Below are 16,784 nucleotides of genomic sequence, written 5' to 3'. Positions count from 1 at the left end.
GACTACAGATCCAGATCTACAATACTTTCTGCGATCTCATTAAATGATTCCTCAGAGCTCTCGTAATACTCATCCCACCGCTCTTTGCACCAGATTTCCACCCGGGAAGATACGCCGATGATGACACATTCCTTCGTCAGCTGGGCAAATTCGCGCAGATGGCTGGGGATATTGGCTCGACCTTGTTTGTCCAATTCCACTTCGCAAGCTCCTGAGAAAAAAAAGCGCGTAAATTTACGTGCATCTGCTTTGGTAAATGGAAGGGTTTTTAATTTCTGTTCTAATTGTTTCCATTCTGATTGAGGGTATGCAAATAAACAGTGGTCCAATCCACGGGTAATGATAAACGAATCGCCAAGCCCCTCTCTAAACTTGGCCGGCACAATGACACGTCCTTTTTCATCGATATTGTGCCGAAACTCACCCATGAACATGCCACAGTTCCTCCCCTCTCTCCCCCTTCCCTACCACTTCCCTCCACTTTCCACCACATTGGTAATTATACCACACGCCCATTAAAAAATCCTGCACTCATGTGCAGGATTTAACAGTTGATTTTACATTATATGGAATTTATTCCAATTCCCAGCTAGCCAGATATTTTTCTTGCGCCGGGGTCAAATGGTCGATCTGAACCCCATTCGCTTCCAAGAAGTAACGGGCCACTTGCTCATCAATTTGATAAGGCACATCCAACACGCGCGGGCCGATTTGTTCGTGGTTTTCCACAACATACAACAGGGAGAGCGCTTGGAGAGCAAAGGTCATATCCATGATTTCCGCCGGATGCCCATCGCCCGCCGCCAAGTTGACCAGACGGCCTTCAGCCAACAGGTACAGCTTCCGACCATCTTGGAGCGTATACTCTTCGATGTCTTTTCTTACAGTCTGTTTGTTTACGCTTATTTGCTCCAAAGACGCCACATCGATTTCCACATTGAAGTGACCGGCATTGGCCAAGATCGCACCGTGTTTCATCGCCTGCAGATGATTGGCATTGATGACGTTTTTGTTCCCCGTGGTGGTGACAAAGTAATCCCCTTGTTTGGCGGCTTCCGCCATCGGCATCACCAGATAGCCATCCATATAGGCTTCGGTTGCCTTGATCGGATCCACTTCCGTCACAATCACACGGGCTCCCAGACCTTTTGCCCGCATGGCGACGCCACGGCCACACCAGCCATACCCGACCACAACGACCGTTTTGCCCGCAACCACCAAGTTGGTCGTGCGGTTGATCCCATCCCAAACGGATTGACCCGTACCGTAACGGTTATCAAACAAGAATTTGGAGCAGGCGTCATTGACGGCAATCATCGGGAAACGCAACTCTTTCGCGTTTTCCAACGCTCTCAGGCGCAGAATGCCTGTCGTTGTTTCTTCACAACCGCCTTTGACATTTTCCAGCAGATCGGGGCGCTCCCCGTGCAGAATCCCCACCAGGTCGCCACCGTCATCAATAATGTAATCCGGTTTTTCTTCCAATGTCTTGATCAGATGCTCTTTGTACTCTTCCGGTGCGGGATCATATTTCGCATAAACGGTAATGCCCGCAACCGCAAGTGCCGCCGCAATGTCATCTTGGGTGGACAGGGGGTTGCTTCCGGTAATCACCACTTCTGCGCCGGCATCACGAACCAATTCAGCCAAGCATGCCGTTTTCGCTTCCAAATGAAGGGAGATGGCCACTTTTTTGCCGGCCAGGGGCTTTTCCACAGACAACCGTTCACGCAACCGATTCAGGACGGGCATGTGTTCCCTGGCCCAATCCATCTTCAATCGTCCCGCCGGGGCCAGGCTGGCATCGCGGATGATGCTTTTATCCAAACTGTTCATAAAGCTCCTCCTCTGTTCTATGTAAATCCTTTAAACTAGTTTCCATTATACCTAAAGCAAACGTGGAAACAAATGTGACTCACATATATAAGCAATAATGGGCACCCGGCTCATTCTCTTCCAAGAGCGGGGTCTCGATCAAGCGGTTCAACCAGTCCAATCCCCAATCATTCCACAAGGAAAGAAAATTGTACACACGCTCCTGCGGCTTTCCCTCCGGAACCACCGCGATGGCCAGTTCATCCCAATGGCGCAGTTCCACTTGGTGCTTCTCACGAATCATTCGTTCGGCAAAATGATGATAATACTCCACTTGCTCCATGATTTTGGCTTGGTTCTTTGCGCCAATTTCCCGCAGATTCCCGCCAATCCCCCGCTCCAAGTCGGCCATCAGGCTCCCATATTCCCGCGCGATCGCTTGTTTGACCGCGGCAAACCGTTCAGCCAGGGGGAAGGGAATTTGCTTTGCTAACCAAGCTTCTCGTTTGGTCTCCAAATTGGTTAACACATCGGTCTCGCTCAACTGAAATTCGGCCATGCGCTTTTGCACTCTGCGGTCCAGCACCGTCAGTTGCAAGCGCGGGCGCACGATCGGCATCTTCAAGCCCACCTGCGCAAAAGCTGATTTGAGCAAGCTCCAGTAGGCCACTTCGCCTGGCCCCCCCACAAAGTGAAGGGTCGGAAAAAGATATTCTTGCATCAGTGGTCGTGTAATGACATTATTGCTCAACCGTTCGGGTGACTCGGTTGCGATCTTGATCAACTCCGTTTCCGGCAACCGCGTTTCGCCATTTTTGGTTACCCACTCCATCCCCACGCGGAACAGGGCCTGCCGCTCGCCCCCTTCCAGAAGAAACAGGTTTCCCTGCATTTCTTGAAAATGAACCGGTTCGGGCAGCCCCGCCGCCACCAGGTTGGCATTCGTTTGCAGCACACGGTGGTGGATTTCCGCGCTCCGTTTGATCAAGGTTATGAAAAACGGCGTTTCCAAGCGGCGCAAACCTGGGTCGGAGGAGTCGATCAGGAGCAACCCTTCCCGCCCAAATAAGCGATGCATGATGCGGGCAAAATAGCGGGTCCAACTCATGGGCTCCGTCGCGAGCATTCGCAACTCTTCCAGCCACCCCTTCTTAAATTCGCTGTCTCCTACCGTTTGGGATAATTCATCCAGCCATGCGAACATGGTTTCCGGTTGAATCTCTTGCAAAGAAAGGGAGTTCTTGCTTGTTAGCGGCCCTGTCCAACTCACTTTAGTCAAGGAAGCTTCTGAATCGCGGATATAAATGTGATCCACCTCTTCACTGTCGTGATCCTCACCCGCAATCCAAAAGACGGGAATCACTGGGCAACCGAGACGAGCTTCTTCCTGTTTGGCCAACTGTATCAACGTAATCGCTTTATATAAGGTATATAGGGGTCCGGTCAGGAGCCCGGCCTGTTGCCCTCCGATGACAACAAGGCTGTTGGGCTCAGCGAGGCGGGTCAGGTTGCGCTCCACCGCCGGACTGAACAGCTCGGGGGCATGATAAGCCCGGATAACCTCTGCCAGCTCCTTCCGGTCCGCTCCGTTCCATTCCCGTTCAATATATTCTGCACGCGCCCGCACGCTTTGTTCATCCCACGGATTATATTCATATATGGATCTCATCCATTCTTCATCTGTCAGATAGCGCTCGATAAATGGGTTCCCTACGGGTAGCTTGATGGCTTTAATGTCCATATGTAACTCCTTCTTTATCGTTTACTTTGCTTACCTTTCTACAGTATATCACGAAAAGTTCATGATACGGGACGTTGAAATCGAACCAGCAAACTGAGAACCACTCCCACAAGCGATACGATAGCCAAAAACCAGAACACGCTTGATTGCGCTTCCGCGATCACTTGAGGGGGAATCGGCGCTTCCGCCGTCCATGTCAGCAGATGGGGATCCGCCGAAGTGAAGACCCGGGCGATAGTGAGAAGTCCAATCGCGCCTCCGGCCGCCCGAAACATGCCCAATGTCATCATCCCACTGCGCATGCGGCGATTGGGCATCCACGCCAACAACGGCTGGTGCACAGGCGCGGCAAACACAAAACACAAGCTGAAACTGAGCAAGCTTAACGCCATGAATGACCAGACAAACTCCCTATCCGCCGCCAAGACAACAAAAGCCAACGCACTCAACCCATACCCCATCACCGCCGTTGGGCGGAATCCCCACACCCGGGCCGCCAACCGCACAAACAATAACGCAAATAAAGAACAAAGAAGCAGATAAGTAAACAAGGCGCCACTCGTTATGTAATCAAGCCGGTACACATGCGCGGCCCAACCCGGAATGAGCAGCAGTGCCATCCAGATGAACCCGGACAGCCCCACCTGCCCATATAAAAGCCAAAATCGCCAATTGGCAAAGAGATGCGGTTCGAAAAAGGGATGACTTTTTTGCCGCTCCATCATCAACAGGGGAACAACCATCCCTATTCCCACAATCCACAATGGCAATACTTCCGGTTGAACGAGGGCTCGCCAACCGCCCAGCAAATTGGTATTCGTCAACCCCGCCATGATAAAGAGCAGGATGAGTCCAAAGAAGAAAATAGACGCGTCCCCAGCTATCCGCACCCGTTTGGGACGATCGGAGCAGACCCATTTGCGGGAAGCGATAAAGAGTACAATGATCAGCAATCCATGAAGCAGAAAGGCGAATCTCCAGCCCAACAACAAGGTGAGCCACGCCGCCACCCAGGGAGTGAACGCCACCGTACTCCCCCACAGCAGAAGCGTTCCCATCTGCTTTCGTCGATTTTGCTTGGACATGAGGCGGCGAATCTGCACCGCAATATATGGAACGACCCCACTCATGCCGACGGATTGAACAACGCGTCCCCACATCAGCCAAATCCAAGGTTTGGCGACAAAAGCCACCCAAGTCCCCAGCAATATAAAGCCCAACGAAACGTATAAGATTTTCATGCGCCCCATACTTACTGCCCAATTTTCCATGACCGGCAACGCAAAGGAAAATACGGCCAGATGCAAGGAGATGATCCACACGGCCCAATGAGTGGGCAAATGATATTCGCCCATCACAAAGGGCAAAACAGGTGCCAGTATAATCATATCGATGATAATCAACATCATCGCAACCACAAACGTTTCCAACGTAAACCGTTTAAAACGTGTCAAAATACCCCCTCCAGCGTGTTCAACATCCAATCTGCGCTTCTTTGGCGTGAATCCGTTGCACCAACTCTGCATTGATCGGGGTTGGGAAGCGCCACTTCGCACCAAGCTTCACGACGACCCCATTGATGTAATCAATCTCTGTCTTCCGTCCCCGCTTCATATCCTGCAGCATGGACGATTGATTGCGGGCGGTAAACTGGATGACCCGCTCCGCCTTTTCCCGCAAAGCCATTGGATCCAGCCTGATCCCTTCTGCCTTGGCGACGCAAACCAATTCTTCGATGATCGCTTGCTTTACCTTCTCATATCGGGGATGCGCCATCTCTCCATTCCGCTTTTCTTCTAACGCCGTCAATGGATTAATGACACAATTCACAGCTAGTTTTTCCCAGATCCGAACCAAAATCCCTTGATCCCAAGCAATCTTTTCGCTCAATTGAAAGAATGGCCGCAACAGCGGGGGCACCGTTTGGCGCCGTTCAGGATAAGGCCCCACCCATGTCTCGCCATCCCCCGTATGCACCACCCGATTGGCCTCTTGGCGCAAAGCGCCTTCCGTTGTCACGGCTAAGTATGTATCGGCAATGGCGGACAACCCGCTGATCACTTCCCCATGTCCCCACCCATTCTGCCAAAACAAGACCTGTGTCCCGGGATGGGCCAAAGCGGGGATCAATGAAACGGCTTCAGGCAAATCCATTTGCTTCACCATCACAAACAGCCAATCTGTTTTACCCGCTGTGACGGTTTGGGCCGAACACGCTTGAACTTGTACTGCTCGTTCCTCACCGGATAAGCTTCGCAAAATGATTCCCGCCTCATTGATCAAAGAGGCTTGAGCCCGCGTTCGCGTAACCAACGTCACGGGAAAACCCGCAATAGCCAATCTCGCGCTCCATAGGAGTCCCAGCGCGCCACCACCGATGATGGACGTTTTCATCACAACACCTCCTCCACAAGAAAAAGGAGCCAATCAAAGGCTCCTTCTTTATCATACACTTCTTCTTACACTGGATAAACGGGGTGTTTCCGCTCACTAAAGCTCATCTGCTTACTCTCATAAGCGGCGAATCTCCGCATCAATTCATCGCGCAACGCATCCGGGGCAACAATCCCATCCACAATCAATTCACTCGCCAACCGGTAGATATCGATGTCTTGGCGGTACTCTTCTCGCTTCTCCATCACAAAGCGTGTCCGTTCCGGCTCTTCCAGTTCGGCGATTTTATTGCTGTAGACCGCGTTCACCGCCGCCTCGGGCCCCATGACCGCAATTTGCGCCGTCGGCAACGCCAAACAACAATCCGGTTCAAAGGCAGGGCCAGCCATCGCATACAACCCGGCGCCATAAGCTTTGCGCACGATGACGGAGATTTTGGGCACAGTCGCCTCCGACATCGCCGAAATCATCTTGGCCCCATGCCGGATGATGCCGGCCCGTTCCACCTGGGTTCCGATCATAAAGCCCGGCACATCGGCCAAAAACAAGAGCGGAATGTTATACGCATCGCACAAGGTGATAAACCGTGCCGCTTTGTCAGCGGAGTCGACGAAAATCACACCCCCTTTCACTTTGGACTGATTGGCGACAATCCCCACTGTCCGTCCGGCGATCCGTCCAAAGCCCGTAATCATCTCTTTGGCGAAAAGCGATTTCACTTCATAAAAGGAATCCTCATCAATCAAGCCATGAATCAGTTCCAACATGTCAAAGGGCGCATTTTGGTGATCGGGTATGATCTTGGACAACTGCCGGCTTTCCCGATGGGGCGGTTTCGCTCCGATGGCGCGCAACGGCGCTTGATAATGGGCCGGCATATAGCTTAAGTAACGGCGGCAGGAAGCGATGGCCTCTTCTTCCGTCGCTGTCAGCACATCACCGCAACCGCTGACTGTGCAGTGCATGCGGGCCCCGCCCATTTCCTCCAACGTCACTTTCTCCCCGATGACCATCTCCGCCATCCGCGGCGATCCGAGGTACATGCTGGCATTTTCGTCCACCATGATCACGATATCGCAAAATGCCGGGATATAAGCCCCGCCCGCCGCCGATGGCCCGAATAGGACGCACACTTGGGGAATCATGCCGGACAACTTCACCTGATTGTAAAAGATGCGTCCCGCGCCCCGGCGCCCCGGAAACATCTCGATTTGATCGGTGATCCGCGCGCCGGCGGAGTCTACCAGGTAGATGAGGGGAACTTTCAGCTTCGCTGCTGTCTCCTGTATCCGTATGATCTTCTCAACCGTTCTCGCCCCCCATGATCCCGCTTTCACCGTCGCATCGTTCGCCATCACGCAGACCAGTTGGCCGTTTACCCTGCCAAGCGCCGTCACGACCCCATCCGCCGGCAAATCACCAGCCGTAAAGTTGGCGAACAATCCATCCTCCACCTGGAAATCATCATCAAACAACAACTCCAGCCGCTTTCTGACAAATAACTTTTGCTGTTGTTGCAATTTTTCATGGTACTTGGGCGCCCCTCCCGCTTTCACCCGTGTTTCATTCTGCGCCAACTGTTCCGTCCAGTTGTCATTCATTCGATCTCCTCCCTTATTCCCCACGGTAACGCGGTTTTCTCTTTTCTTGAAAAGCGGCTAAGCCTTCCAGTCGATCTTGGCTGGGAATCAGGGTCTCATAGGCTTGGGTCTCCAGCAACAACCCGGTGCCGAGATCCGTCTCCAGACCGTGCTCAATGGCCCACTTGGCTTGAATCAACGCGAGCGGAGCATTTTGCTTGATAGTCTCCGCCCATCCCCAAGCCGCCTCCAGCGCGGTCCCCGGCGCGGCCAAATGGTTGACCAGCCCCATTTGCCAAGCTTCACCGGCAGTGAACCGTTTCGCCATGAAAATCAGTTCTTTCGCTTTCGCCGCCCCGATCAGGCGCGGCAATCGCTGTGTTCCCCCCGCGCCGGGAATGATGCCGAGCGAGGTTTCCGTCAACCCCATTTGTGCCGATTCATCCATGATCCTCAAATCACAGGCCAGGGCCAATTCCATTCCGCCCCCAAAAGCGACGCCATTGATGGCCGCGATGGTGGGTTGGGGCAATTGCGCAATCTGGGTGAAGGTATCACGAATCAGCACAATAAACTGGCGTACTTCCTCTTCCGTGAACGACCGGCGTTCTTTCAAGTCCGCACCTGCGCAAAAGGCTTTGTCCCCGGCACCCGTAATGATGACGACCCGTGAGTCGCGATCCTGCCGCAACGTTTCGGCCAGTTGGGACAATTCCTGCAATAACGGTCGATTCAACGCATTGTGGTGCGACGGCCGGTCAAGTGTTACCAGGGCGATCCCCTCGCGTCGCTCCAAACGGATGTTTTTCAATCGCCATCTCCTCTTTTCTCATCTCTTTTTTGCGCCAGATAGCTTTGCAGCACTTTCGAGGGCAACGCCCGTTTGCATTTGGTTTGCACAAAATCACTCGTTTCACATACCAGAGCGAGATCGATGCCCGTGTCGATCCCCTCTTGTTCCAACAGATACAAGACATCTTCCGTCGCCAGATTCCCGGCGGCTCCCGGCGCATAGGGACACCCGCCCAGCCCGCCCAAAGACGTGTCCAACGTACGGACTCCCAGTTCCAAAGCCGCATAAGCATTGGCCAGTCCTGTTCCGCGGGTATCATGAAAATGCCCGGCGATCTGTTCCAGCGGAATGTGGCGCTGACATGCTCGCAAAAGCCGTTTGACCGCTTTGGGAGTGGCTACGCCAATCGTGTCGCCAAGCGAAATCTCATACACTCCCAGTTGAAGCAATCGCTCGCACACACGCAGCACTTGTTCCGTCGGCACTTCCCCCTCGTACGGGCAACCAAAGACGGTGGAGACATATCCGCGCACACGAATCCCCTGTTGCCGGGCCAGCTCCATCACTTCGCGCAACACCGGATAGGTATCTTCAATGCTTTTGTTAATGTTTTTGCGGTTGTGCGTCTCACTGGCAGAGAGAAAGACGGCCCACTCATGGATCGGCGTCTGTCCAGCCCGTTCCGCCCCCCGACGATTCGGAACGAGCGCTCGATAGACAACATCGGCAAGTGGGGGCAATTGGTGCGCCAACTGCGCCGCATCGGCCAACTGCGGAATCCACTTCGGAGAGACGAAAGAGGTTACTTCAAGGTGACGAATTCCCGCCTTGATGAGCCCTTGCGCTACCTTGACCTTGTCTTCCGTTGCTAATATGACCCGTTCATTTTGCAATCCATCCCGCAAGCCTACTTCTACCAATTTGATCTGCATGAACTGTTCCCTCCGAGTTACTCTAATTCAATCAATACCGCCCCTTCCTCGACAAAGGCACCCACCTCGACTTTGACCTCCTTGACCGTTCCCGCCACTTCGGCCTGAACCGGAATCTCCATCTTCATCGATTCCAACAGGATAACGTCATGACCCACTTCAATCTGATCACCCGGTTGCACATGAATCGATAAAACAACGCCTGTCATCGTAGCTAATACTTGTGCCATCCGCATTCACCCCAATTTGATTTGAGATAAGACTTGGGTATCATATTGACCCACGACAAACGCCGGCGCTTGCACCAACTGCCGCAGTAAAGGCAAATTCGTTTTGATCCCTTCCACCTTAAACGCCTGCAAAACCTCGCGGCTCTTGGCAAGGACTTCTTCTCGGTTGGAACCGCTTACAATGCATTTGGCAAGAAGGGGATCATAATAAGGCGAAACCATTGTGCCTGCCTTCACTCCCGCATCGACACGAATGCCTTCTCCCGTCGGCGCCTCAAATGCCGTGATCGTTCCCGGTGAAGGATAAAAGGTCACCGGATCTTCTGCATAAATCCGATATTCGATCGCATGCCCTTGGGGAAGAATGTCTTCCTGCCCGAACGAAAGCGTTTCCCCCCGAGCCAGGTCACATTGTATCGCCACAAGATCAAGCCCTGTGATCATTTCGGTTACGGGATGCTCCACTTGCAACCGGGTATTCATCTCCAAAAAATAAAAGGACTCATCTGGGCCGACCAAAAACTCAACGGTCCCCACTCCCGTATACCGCACCGCTTGTGCCGCCGCCACAGCGGACTCGTGCATTCGTTTTCGCAGCTCCCGGCTTAAACTAGGCGCCAAACTCTCTTCAATCACTTTTTGATTCCGCCGTTGCACTGAACAGTCGCGCTCAAACAGATGGAGCACCTTCCCGCCCGTGTCCGCGACAATCTGCACTTCAACATGGCGAGAGGGTGATATCCATTTCTCGATATAAACGCTGGCATCGCCAAAATAGGCTCGCGCTTTTGCTTGAATCGTGGCATACGCCTGCCGCAGGGCCGCTTCGTCTTGGCACACTTGCATCCCGATCCCGCCACCGCCGGCACTGGCTTTTACCATCACGGGATAACCGATTTCCTTTGCCGCTTGGCATGCTTCCTCCAGTGAAGCCAGTTCCCCGGTACCGGGAACAATCGGTACGCCCGCTTCAAGCATGGTGGCGCGGGCCGTCACTTTATCCCCCATCAACCGGATCACTACCGGTTCCGGTCCAATCCAAAGCAGGCCCGCTTCTTGGACCCGCTTGGCAAACGAAGCATTCTCTGACAAAAAACCATACCCCGGATGAAGCGCATCCGCTTGAACGCGCTTTGCCGCATCCAGGATCGCCTCTTGGTTCAAATAACTTTTCGCCACCGGCGTCGGGCCAATGCAGATCGCTTCATCAGCCATCTCCACAAACGGCATCATCTGGTCGGCCTCTGAATAGACAGCAACGGTTTTCCACCCTCGCGCTTGACAAGTGCGCATGATCCGACAGGCAATTTCCCCACGGTTGGCAATTAATACTTTCTGCAATGTCTGGTTCACCTCACCCGCTTTATTCTTTCAAAAAATACTTTCATCACAAAAAATTCGACAATTATTTATTTTAATCCTTCTCAGAATCACTTTCCCCACTTTGTGATACAATGAAACAAAGTCTTGCTCAAGGAGGAACCCCATGGAATCCTATCAAGTGGAACGCCTTAAAATCAACTACAAAACATTGGAGGAATTCACAAAATTCCACGAATACGGATTGCCGGAATTGTCCATGTTGGATGACCTGCAAGCCAATATGATTGAAAATGACAGTCTTTCCCCTTTTTACGGGATTTACCGGGATGGGCAATTGGCCGCACGAATCAGCCTTTATCGGGTTGACGCCAAGTATGACCGTTATTTTCACCCCGCCCAAGATCATTATGAGATTTGGAAGTTGGAGGTCTTGCCGCAGTACCGTGGCCAAGGCCTCGGCCAAGCGCTGGTGGCTTACGCCAAAAGCTTGGGATTGCCGATCAAGACCAATGCCCGCCGTCGTTCCGACCCGTTTTGGGTAAAAATGGGCTTTGTGCCAGTCCATTACGATCCGGCCCGCGACCGCGGTGAAAGCCCCTATGTCTGGCTCCCGGCCGGAGCGGAACTAAGGGATTAACGTTCAAAAAGACCCACACATTCAAGTTATGCGGGTCTTTTTTCCTCTATTTATCCAAGCGTTCCAAATTGCCGTTTTCCTCCATCCGGAATTTTGCTTTGTTCAACGCTTCATCTTCTTCGTTCAACAAGGCCATCTTCCTCGCGCGCTCCATGATTTGCACCAATGTGCGATAATCATCGTTCACCAGCCGGTAATCACTCTGCACGTGTTCCAGATGCGCTTTCATCTGGCTGTTTTCCGTCTCCAGGTTTTTCAAAAGGAGCTCTTTTTCCTCAAGCTCTTTCTCCAACTGTTTTTGTTGGCGTTTCAACTCATTCACTTCATTTTTGTATTGCCGCAAAAAGCGAATGATATTGTCAATCGAGTAGAGTGCATCGCCTGATCCCTCTTCTTCGGTTTTCATTCTGAAAGAGTAGCTGCGATTTCGCTCTTGCAACCGCTTTTGCCGTTGCGACTTGGCAATTTGGATCGCGGCTTCATATTTCTTTCTCACTGTGCTATTCCAGCGAAAACCGCAAGCGGCTGGAGTCCGCCCAAGCTTTTCCGCCACTTCCTCAAATGCCGAAAGTTGCGTGCCGCCTTCGCGAATATGTCTAAGCGTTACCTCGGCCAAGATCATATCATCATCCGGTGTCCACGCATCCTGGCGCTTTACAGCCATACGAGTACCTCCTATCCTTCACAACTCATACGAGTCTTACAAATGCTTCCTTTTTATCTGTATGCAATCGGTATAAAACATAGTATATGGCTCTACTAATTTTTATTACCATGAGGAAGAGGAAGTATACCCTTGCGCCTGTCTCTCTTATCCCGAATTGATGATGAGCTGGCCGTCACGTTTTTCTTCGCTCCAAAAAATCCTTCACCGCTTGGCGATGTTCTTCTGTTTCCCACAAGATGGCGCATTGTTCCGCCTCTCGCGCAAACAGCATGGAAGAAGGCGTGCCCCGTTTCACCTCTTGGGCCAGCCTCTTATAAAACGCGATGATCGGAACCGCCGCTTGAGCCGCTTGGCCGGCGAATGCTGCAACCGCCTCTCTGACCGGCGCCCCTTCAATCAACTCATCGACAAGTCCCGCTTCTTTCGCCTCGGAAGCGGATAGAATCCGTCCGGTAAGCAACATGGACAGGGCCGCGGAAGTCCCGATCTTATGCATCAAGCGAGCCGCCCCGCCCCAGCCCGTGGTGATTCCCAGTTTCACTTGAATCATGCCAAACCGGGCCGCAGGTGAGGCAAAACAAAGATCACAGCTTGCGATAATTTCACATCCCCCGCCTACCGCCACTCCTTCGACACAGGCGATGGTCAAAGCGGTTAATCCGTGTATGCGTTCCAAAATCCGACCCATCCGTTCCATAATCGGTTGGATTTCTTGTTGGCGTTCGTACTTGTGCAATTCATCCACATCCCCGCCAGAGACAAAAGCCCGTTCATCTCCGGAAAAAATTACCACTTTGCATTGTTTGTCTCGTTCGATCTCGGTCAATGTCTGCTCCAATTCGGCCATCATTTGCGGATTGACAGCATTTCTCACATCCGGCCGGTAAAAGCGAATCCACCGGATGGGCCCTTGATGTTGAAGAAGAAGTGTCTGCATTATGAACATCCTTTCCCTTTTGCTTGATACAAGCGATGGCTGAGGGTATAATAAGCATGTTGGATTATGGCATAGTGGATGCCCTTACATAGCATCCCAAGTAGGAAGGAGTGTGGCACATGGACCGCATGTTTCGCGTACTCGGCTTCTGGACTTTTGTGATTGCACTCATGTTCTTGGCGGGTCATATGTACATTCCAGCGGCCCTATTCGTGGTACAAACGATTTTGTTTGTCGTGTTAGGCTACCTGAAGCTGACCGAAAGAACCTATATGTATCTTTTCGGTGGATATATGTTCGTGTCGTTCGTCGGCATGGTCTGGTATTCCACATTTATGATGCATTAAGCAGTGCGACGGCTCCCCGTTCCATCAGGGAGCTATTTTTATTGGCAAAAAGGACCCGGAAAAGCATTCCCGAGTCCCCAGAGCGAAAGCCGCACATCCATTATGAATCCAAGCTAGGAACCCTTACATCCGCTTCCGTTTCCGCTTCATAGTCCACCCCATCCAAATCGAAGCCAAAGAGCTGGAAGAATTCCTTGCGATAGCCCTCAATATCCGAAATCTCTTTCAGATTGTCGGAATCCACTTTTGGCCAGTTGGCCGACACTTCCGCCTGCACATCTTCTCGCATTTCCCAATCGTCGATGCGAATGCGTCCTTTGTCATCCACCGGAACGTCCTTACCGGTGTAAAGGCGTTCGTTGAACAGCCGGTACATTTGTTCAATGCAACCTTCATGCAATCCTTTTTCCTTCATCACTTTGTACAGAAGCGATATGTAGAGCGGCACGACCGGAATCGCCGAACTGGATTGCGTGACGAGCGCTTTGTTTACCGAAACAAAAGCTTGTCCGCCGATTGGCTTTAATTGCGCATCCAACTCATGGGCCGTCGCTTCTAGATGGTCTTTGGCCCGGCCCACAGTACCCGCGCGGTACACAGGATGCGTCACTTCCGGTCCAATATAGGAGTAGGCGACGGTTCTCGCGCCATCCGCCAACACCCCGGCCTCCAAAAGCGCGTCGATCCACATCTTCCAATCTTCTCCGCCCATGACCGCAATGGTGTGGCGAATCTCTTCTTCTGTGGCTGGTTCAATGCTGATTTGCGATACTTCCTCAGTGTGGAAGTCCACCGTTTTATTGGTAAAAGTTTGCCCAATCGGCTTCAAGACGGATGAAAAAACTTCTCCCGTCACCGGATGAACCCGCTTGGGCGCCGCCAAACTGTACACGACCAGATCCACTTGGCCCCATTCTTGTTTAATCAGCTCAATGGTTTGTTGTTTGATTTCATTGGAAAACGCATCCCCATTGATACTTTTGGCAAACAGGCCCGCTTGTTGCGCCGCTTTTTCAAAGGCCGCGGAATTATACCAGCCTGCGGTCGCCGTGCGGTTGCCTGAACTGGGTCGTTCAAAAAATACGCCGATCGTATCAGCGCCCGCACCAAAGGCTGCCGTGATGCGGGAAGCCAAACCATATCCGGTTGAAGCCCCAATGACCAACACTTTCTTCGGCCCATTGATGGCCGATTGGCTTCTCACATAGTCGATTTGTTTCAGCACTTGCCGTTCACAACCGGCCGGATGTGCCGTAGTACAGATAAATCCACGGAATTTAGGCTTAATGATCATCTTCCATCCTCTTTCGTTTTCATAGATTGGGAAACAGTTGTTGCCTTGTCAGCGCGGGCATTCCCTTGGCTTGCAGCAACACGCGAAAGGACTCGCCCATTCCCTGCGGATGAATCAATTGGGTGATGGCTCGCCTCCGTTTGGCCTCAGGACTGAATGGATCAGGCACAGGCTTGGATGGCAACAAATCCAAAACCCCGGCCCGCAGCAGAAAATCCGCTTGGGTGAGGTAGGCCAAGGTCCGCATGTGCAAGGATTCCCCCCAGTGCCGAAGCGAAGTGAAATCGACATGGGCCGTCAAATCCATCTCCCCGGGCATTTGGTACAGATCCGTCAACAATCGGTGTTCACGGTAAGCCCTCAGCGTACCGTGCGACCGCATCAACAGTTCGCCCGTTTCCCCGCCATAATCGATGGTCAAGAGAATTCCCCGCTCCATCCATGCGGCGACTTCCCCGATCCACTGACGGGCTGCCACAGCCACTTCGGCCATTTGCCCCTCCGCCAACAGTTGCGCCCTTTCCCATATAGCCGGGTCGCTCGCTTGTTTCAACGGTTGCCAACTTTCCCTTAAACGCCCATGCATTCCCTTGATTACGTGGGCTTCCCAAATGACTCCCCCTTCTTTTTTTATCCGATGTACCGGGAAGGCGTCAACCAATTCATTGACATATAAAAAGGAGTATTTGGCTCTAGGGACTTCCTGAAGGCTCCTAGACCAGTGAAACGAGATGGGAAGGGGGGCGAGCCGTTCTTGCTGCAACCGACGATGATACGGACTTGTTTCCACCAGATAACTGTTCAGTTTGTCCGGCTTCCCGCCTTGGGCGATCCACTCCCTGGCCACTTGCTCCATCAGGCGGCCGTCGCCGGCCCCCATCTCCACCAGCACCCAATCCTCTTCCCTGCCCACCAGCGTGACCATGCGGCGAAACAGACGCCCCAGCACCTGTCCCACGATGGACCCAACATGGGCATTGGTAAAGAAATCCCCTTCTTTTCCCAGCTTGATCCGATCCGTCTGATAATATCCCCAAGTCGGGTGGTACAAGGCCAATTCCATGTATCGCGAAAAAGGAATCGCCCGCTCGGGGGATTGCTCGATCTCCGCAATGATTTCGTTTAAGAGCGGTTGGGTCATCGACAAAGACCTCGCTTAGGAGAAATCAAATACTCTTGTGCTCAAATAACGCTCGCCCGTATCGGGTGCCATGCACAACACCCGTTTGCCCTTGCCAAGACGTTCGGCCATTTTGAGGGCGGCCCACACCGAAGCTCCGGAAGACGGGCCCACAAGCAAGGCTTCTTTACACGCCAGGGCCCGGGTTGTGCCGATCGCATCCTCATCGCTCACATGAAAGATTTCATCATATATTTGCTGATTGAGCACAGGCGGAATAAAACCGGGACTTGTCCCCGGAATCTCGTGCGGACCCGGGTCGCCGCCCGCCAACACGGGAGAGCCCTTGGGTTCCACCACCCCGATGAAGAGGCCCGGCAAGTGTTCGCGCAGGTATTCTCCCGCTCCAGTGATGGTGCCGCCCGTTCCCGCTGTGGCAATAAACGCATCCAAACGCCCATGCATCTGTTTGAGGATTTCCGGTCCCGTCGTTCGCCGATGGACATCCGGGTTAGCCGGATTCTCAAATTGCGACGGCATAAACGCATGGGGGATTTCCGCCAGCAACTCTTCCGCTTTCCTGATCGCTCCGGGCATCCGTTCACTTCCCGGGGTCAACACCACTTCCGCCCCATACGCTTTCAACAGTTGCACACGCTCTTTGCTCATCGTGTCCGGCATGACGAGAATGGTGCGGTATCCGCGGGCCGCCCCCACCAGAGCCAACCCGATCCCCGTATTGCCGCTTGTCGGTTCCACAATGGTGGCGCCACGCTTTAAGCGGCCCTTGGTCTCCGCATCAAGAATCAGATTGTAGGCGGTCCGGTCTTTGACACTGCCGCCCGGGTTCATTCTTTCCAATTTCACATAGACATCGGCCCAATCCGGTTTGACGAGCCGATTCAATTTCACGACCGGCGTCATGCCGATCAAATCAAGCACTTGCTGGGCTACCCGCGCATGCGGCATCTTTC

The 16,784-nt window shown here is 52.8% G+C and carries 17 protein-coding genes; 2 read left to right on the top strand and 15 right to left on the bottom strand.

Annotated features, from left to right (window positions below; translation table 11 throughout):
* Window positions 1-2: 2 nt before the first annotated feature.
* From mraZ to ACFQNG_RS14565, 10 genes are all read right to left on the bottom strand, one after another.
* A complete protein-coding gene (gene mraZ / locus ACFQNG_RS14610; RefSeq protein WP_379866129.1) occupies window positions 3-434 on the bottom strand; it encodes a division/cell wall cluster transcriptional repressor MraZ in 432 nt (143 codons plus the stop codon).
* A gap of 139 nt (window positions 435-573) precedes the next feature.
* Window positions 574-1,836 (bottom strand): adenosylhomocysteinase, encoded by a 1,263-nt coding sequence (locus tag ACFQNG_RS14605; protein ID WP_379866128.1) that lies wholly within the window; start codon window positions 1,834-1,836, stop codon window positions 574-576.
* A 79-nt stretch (window positions 1,837-1,915) separates the two neighbouring features.
* On the bottom strand, window positions 1,916-3,556 hold the full coding sequence (bshC, locus tag ACFQNG_RS14600; protein ID WP_379866126.1) for a bacillithiol biosynthesis cysteine-adding enzyme BshC: 1,641 nt from the start codon (window positions 3,554-3,556) through the stop codon (window positions 1,916-1,918).
* 59 nt (window positions 3,557-3,615) lie between these two features.
* A complete protein-coding gene (locus tag ACFQNG_RS14595) occupies window positions 3,616-5,010 on the bottom strand; it encodes an MFS transporter (RefSeq protein WP_379866124.1) in 1,395 nt (464 codons plus the stop codon).
* A gap of 19 nt (window positions 5,011-5,029) precedes the next feature.
* Window positions 5,030-5,950, bottom strand: coding sequence for a ketopantoate reductase family protein (locus ACFQNG_RS14590; protein ID WP_379866122.1), 921 nt, complete (start codon window positions 5,948-5,950; stop codon window positions 5,030-5,032).
* Window positions 5,951-6,015: 65 nt separating this feature from the next.
* Window positions 6,016-7,551 carry an acyl-CoA carboxylase subunit beta gene (locus tag ACFQNG_RS14585; protein WP_379866121.1) on the bottom strand — a complete coding sequence of 512 codons (1,536 nt, stop codon included), beginning with the start codon at window positions 7,549-7,551 and terminating at the stop codon, window positions 6,016-6,018.
* Between the two features lie 13 nt (window positions 7,552-7,564).
* Window positions 7,565-8,341 (bottom strand): enoyl-CoA hydratase-related protein, encoded by a 777-nt coding sequence (locus ACFQNG_RS14580; RefSeq protein ID WP_379866120.1) that lies wholly within the window; start codon window positions 8,339-8,341, stop codon window positions 7,565-7,567.
* Window positions 8,338-9,255, bottom strand: coding sequence for a hydroxymethylglutaryl-CoA lyase (locus ACFQNG_RS14575; protein WP_379866118.1), 918 nt, complete (start codon window positions 9,253-9,255; stop codon window positions 8,338-8,340). The genes ACFQNG_RS14580 and ACFQNG_RS14575 overlap by 4 nt, the downstream gene beginning before the upstream one ends.
* A 17-nt stretch (window positions 9,256-9,272) precedes the next feature.
* Window positions 9,273-9,485 carry a biotin/lipoyl-containing protein gene (locus ACFQNG_RS14570; protein WP_379866116.1) on the bottom strand — a complete coding sequence of 71 codons (213 nt, stop codon included), beginning with the start codon at window positions 9,483-9,485 and terminating at the stop codon, window positions 9,273-9,275.
* A gap of 6 nt (window positions 9,486-9,491) precedes the next feature.
* On the bottom strand, window positions 9,492-10,826 hold the full coding sequence (locus tag ACFQNG_RS14565) for an acetyl-CoA carboxylase biotin carboxylase subunit (protein WP_379866114.1): 1,335 nt from the start codon (window positions 10,824-10,826) through the stop codon (window positions 9,492-9,494).
* A 145-nt stretch (window positions 10,827-10,971) separates the two neighbouring features.
* Between ACFQNG_RS14565 and ACFQNG_RS14560 the strand changes: the two genes are divergently transcribed.
* Entirely contained in the window at window positions 10,972-11,445 is a 474-nt protein-coding gene (locus ACFQNG_RS14560) for an N-acetyltransferase (RefSeq protein ID WP_379866113.1), read from the top strand.
* 46 nt (window positions 11,446-11,491) lie between these two features.
* On the opposite strand, the gene ACFQNG_RS14555 is transcribed toward ACFQNG_RS14560, so the two are convergent.
* Both ACFQNG_RS14555 and ACFQNG_RS14550 read right to left on the bottom strand, forming a co-directional pair.
* Window positions 11,492-12,109, bottom strand: coding sequence for an RsfA family transcriptional regulator (locus ACFQNG_RS14555; RefSeq protein WP_379866112.1), 618 nt, complete (start codon window positions 12,107-12,109; stop codon window positions 11,492-11,494).
* Window positions 12,110-12,284: 175 nt separating this feature from the next.
* Entirely contained in the window at window positions 12,285-13,049 is a 765-nt protein-coding gene (locus tag ACFQNG_RS14550) for an enoyl-CoA hydratase/isomerase family protein (RefSeq protein WP_379866111.1), read from the bottom strand.
* A 119-nt stretch (window positions 13,050-13,168) separates the two neighbouring features.
* Here ACFQNG_RS14550 and ACFQNG_RS14545 point away from each other — a divergent pair, with 119 nt between their 5' ends.
* On the top strand, window positions 13,169-13,396 hold the full coding sequence (locus tag ACFQNG_RS14545) for a DUF2626 family protein (RefSeq protein ID WP_379866110.1): 228 nt from the start codon (window positions 13,169-13,171) through the stop codon (window positions 13,394-13,396).
* Between the two features lie 100 nt (window positions 13,397-13,496).
* On the opposite strand, the gene fabV is transcribed toward ACFQNG_RS14545, so the two are convergent.
* Genes fabV through cysK form a run of 3 tightly spaced genes read right to left on the bottom strand, consistent with a single transcriptional unit; the run spans window position 13,497 to window position 16,779 of the window.
* Window positions 13,497-14,690, bottom strand: coding sequence for an enoyl-ACP reductase FabV (fabV, locus tag ACFQNG_RS14540; protein ID WP_379866109.1), 1,194 nt, complete (start codon window positions 14,688-14,690; stop codon window positions 13,497-13,499).
* 19 nt (window positions 14,691-14,709) lie between these two features.
* On the bottom strand, window positions 14,710-15,831 hold the full coding sequence (locus ACFQNG_RS14535) for a class I SAM-dependent methyltransferase (RefSeq protein ID WP_379866108.1): 1,122 nt from the start codon (window positions 15,829-15,831) through the stop codon (window positions 14,710-14,712).
* Window positions 15,832-15,846: 15 nt separating this feature from the next.
* Window positions 15,847-16,779: a cysteine synthase A gene (gene cysK, locus ACFQNG_RS14530; protein ID WP_379866297.1), complete on the bottom strand. Its 933-nt coding sequence runs from the start codon at window positions 16,777-16,779 to the stop codon at window positions 15,847-15,849.
* Between the last annotated feature and the right edge of the window lie 5 nt (window positions 16,780-16,784).

Source organism: Laceyella putida (assembly GCF_042665195.1).
GTDB classification, from domain to species: domain Bacteria; phylum Bacillota; class Bacilli; order Thermoactinomycetales; family Thermoactinomycetaceae; genus Laceyella; species Laceyella putida.
This window is presented reverse-complemented; position numbering and strand designations above follow the sequence as displayed.

Bases quoted from the DNA above. Each gene is read 5' to 3' on its own strand.
- mraZ (WP_379866129.1), bottom strand. From the start codon at position 434: ATGTTCATGGGTGAGTTTCGGCACAATATCGATGAAAAAGGACGTGTC.
- ACFQNG_RS14605 (WP_379866128.1), bottom strand. From the start codon at position 1,836: ATGAACAGTTTGGATAAAAGCATCATCCGCGATGCCAGCCTGGCCCCG.
- bshC (WP_379866126.1), bottom strand. From the start codon at position 3,556: ATGGACATTAAAGCCATCAAGCTACCCGTAGGGAACCCATTTATCGAG.
- ACFQNG_RS14590 (WP_379866122.1), bottom strand. From the start codon at position 5,950: ATGAAAACGTCCATCATCGGTGGTGGCGCGCTGGGACTCCTATGGAGC.
- ACFQNG_RS14585 (WP_379866121.1), bottom strand. From the start codon at position 7,551: ATGAATGACAACTGGACGGAACAGTTGGCGCAGAATGAAACACGGGTG.
- ACFQNG_RS14575 (WP_379866118.1), bottom strand. From the start codon at position 9,255: ATGCAGATCAAATTGGTAGAAGTAGGCTTGCGGGATGGATTGCAAAAT.
- ACFQNG_RS14570 (WP_379866116.1), bottom strand. From the start codon at position 9,485: ATGGCACAAGTATTAGCTACGATGACAGGCGTTGTTTTATCGATTCAT.
- ACFQNG_RS14560 (WP_379866113.1), top strand. From the start codon at position 10,972: ATGGAATCCTATCAAGTGGAACGCCTTAAAATCAACTACAAAACATTG.
- ACFQNG_RS14555 (WP_379866112.1), bottom strand. From the start codon at position 12,109: ATGGCTGTAAAGCGCCAGGATGCGTGGACACCGGATGATGATATGATC.
- ACFQNG_RS14550 (WP_379866111.1), bottom strand. From the start codon at position 13,049: ATGCAGACACTTCTTCTTCAACATCAAGGGCCCATCCGGTGGATTCGC.
- ACFQNG_RS14545 (WP_379866110.1), top strand. From the start codon at position 13,169: ATGGACCGCATGTTTCGCGTACTCGGCTTCTGGACTTTTGTGATTGCA.
- fabV (WP_379866109.1), bottom strand. From the start codon at position 14,690: ATGATCATTAAGCCTAAATTCCGTGGATTTATCTGTACTACGGCACAT.
- ACFQNG_RS14535 (WP_379866108.1), bottom strand. From the start codon at position 15,831: ATGACCCAACCGCTCTTAAACGAAATCATTGCGGAGATCGAGCAATCC.
- cysK (WP_379866297.1), bottom strand. From the start codon at position 16,779: ATGCCGCATGCGCGGGTAGCCCAGCAAGTGCTTGATTTGATCGGCATG.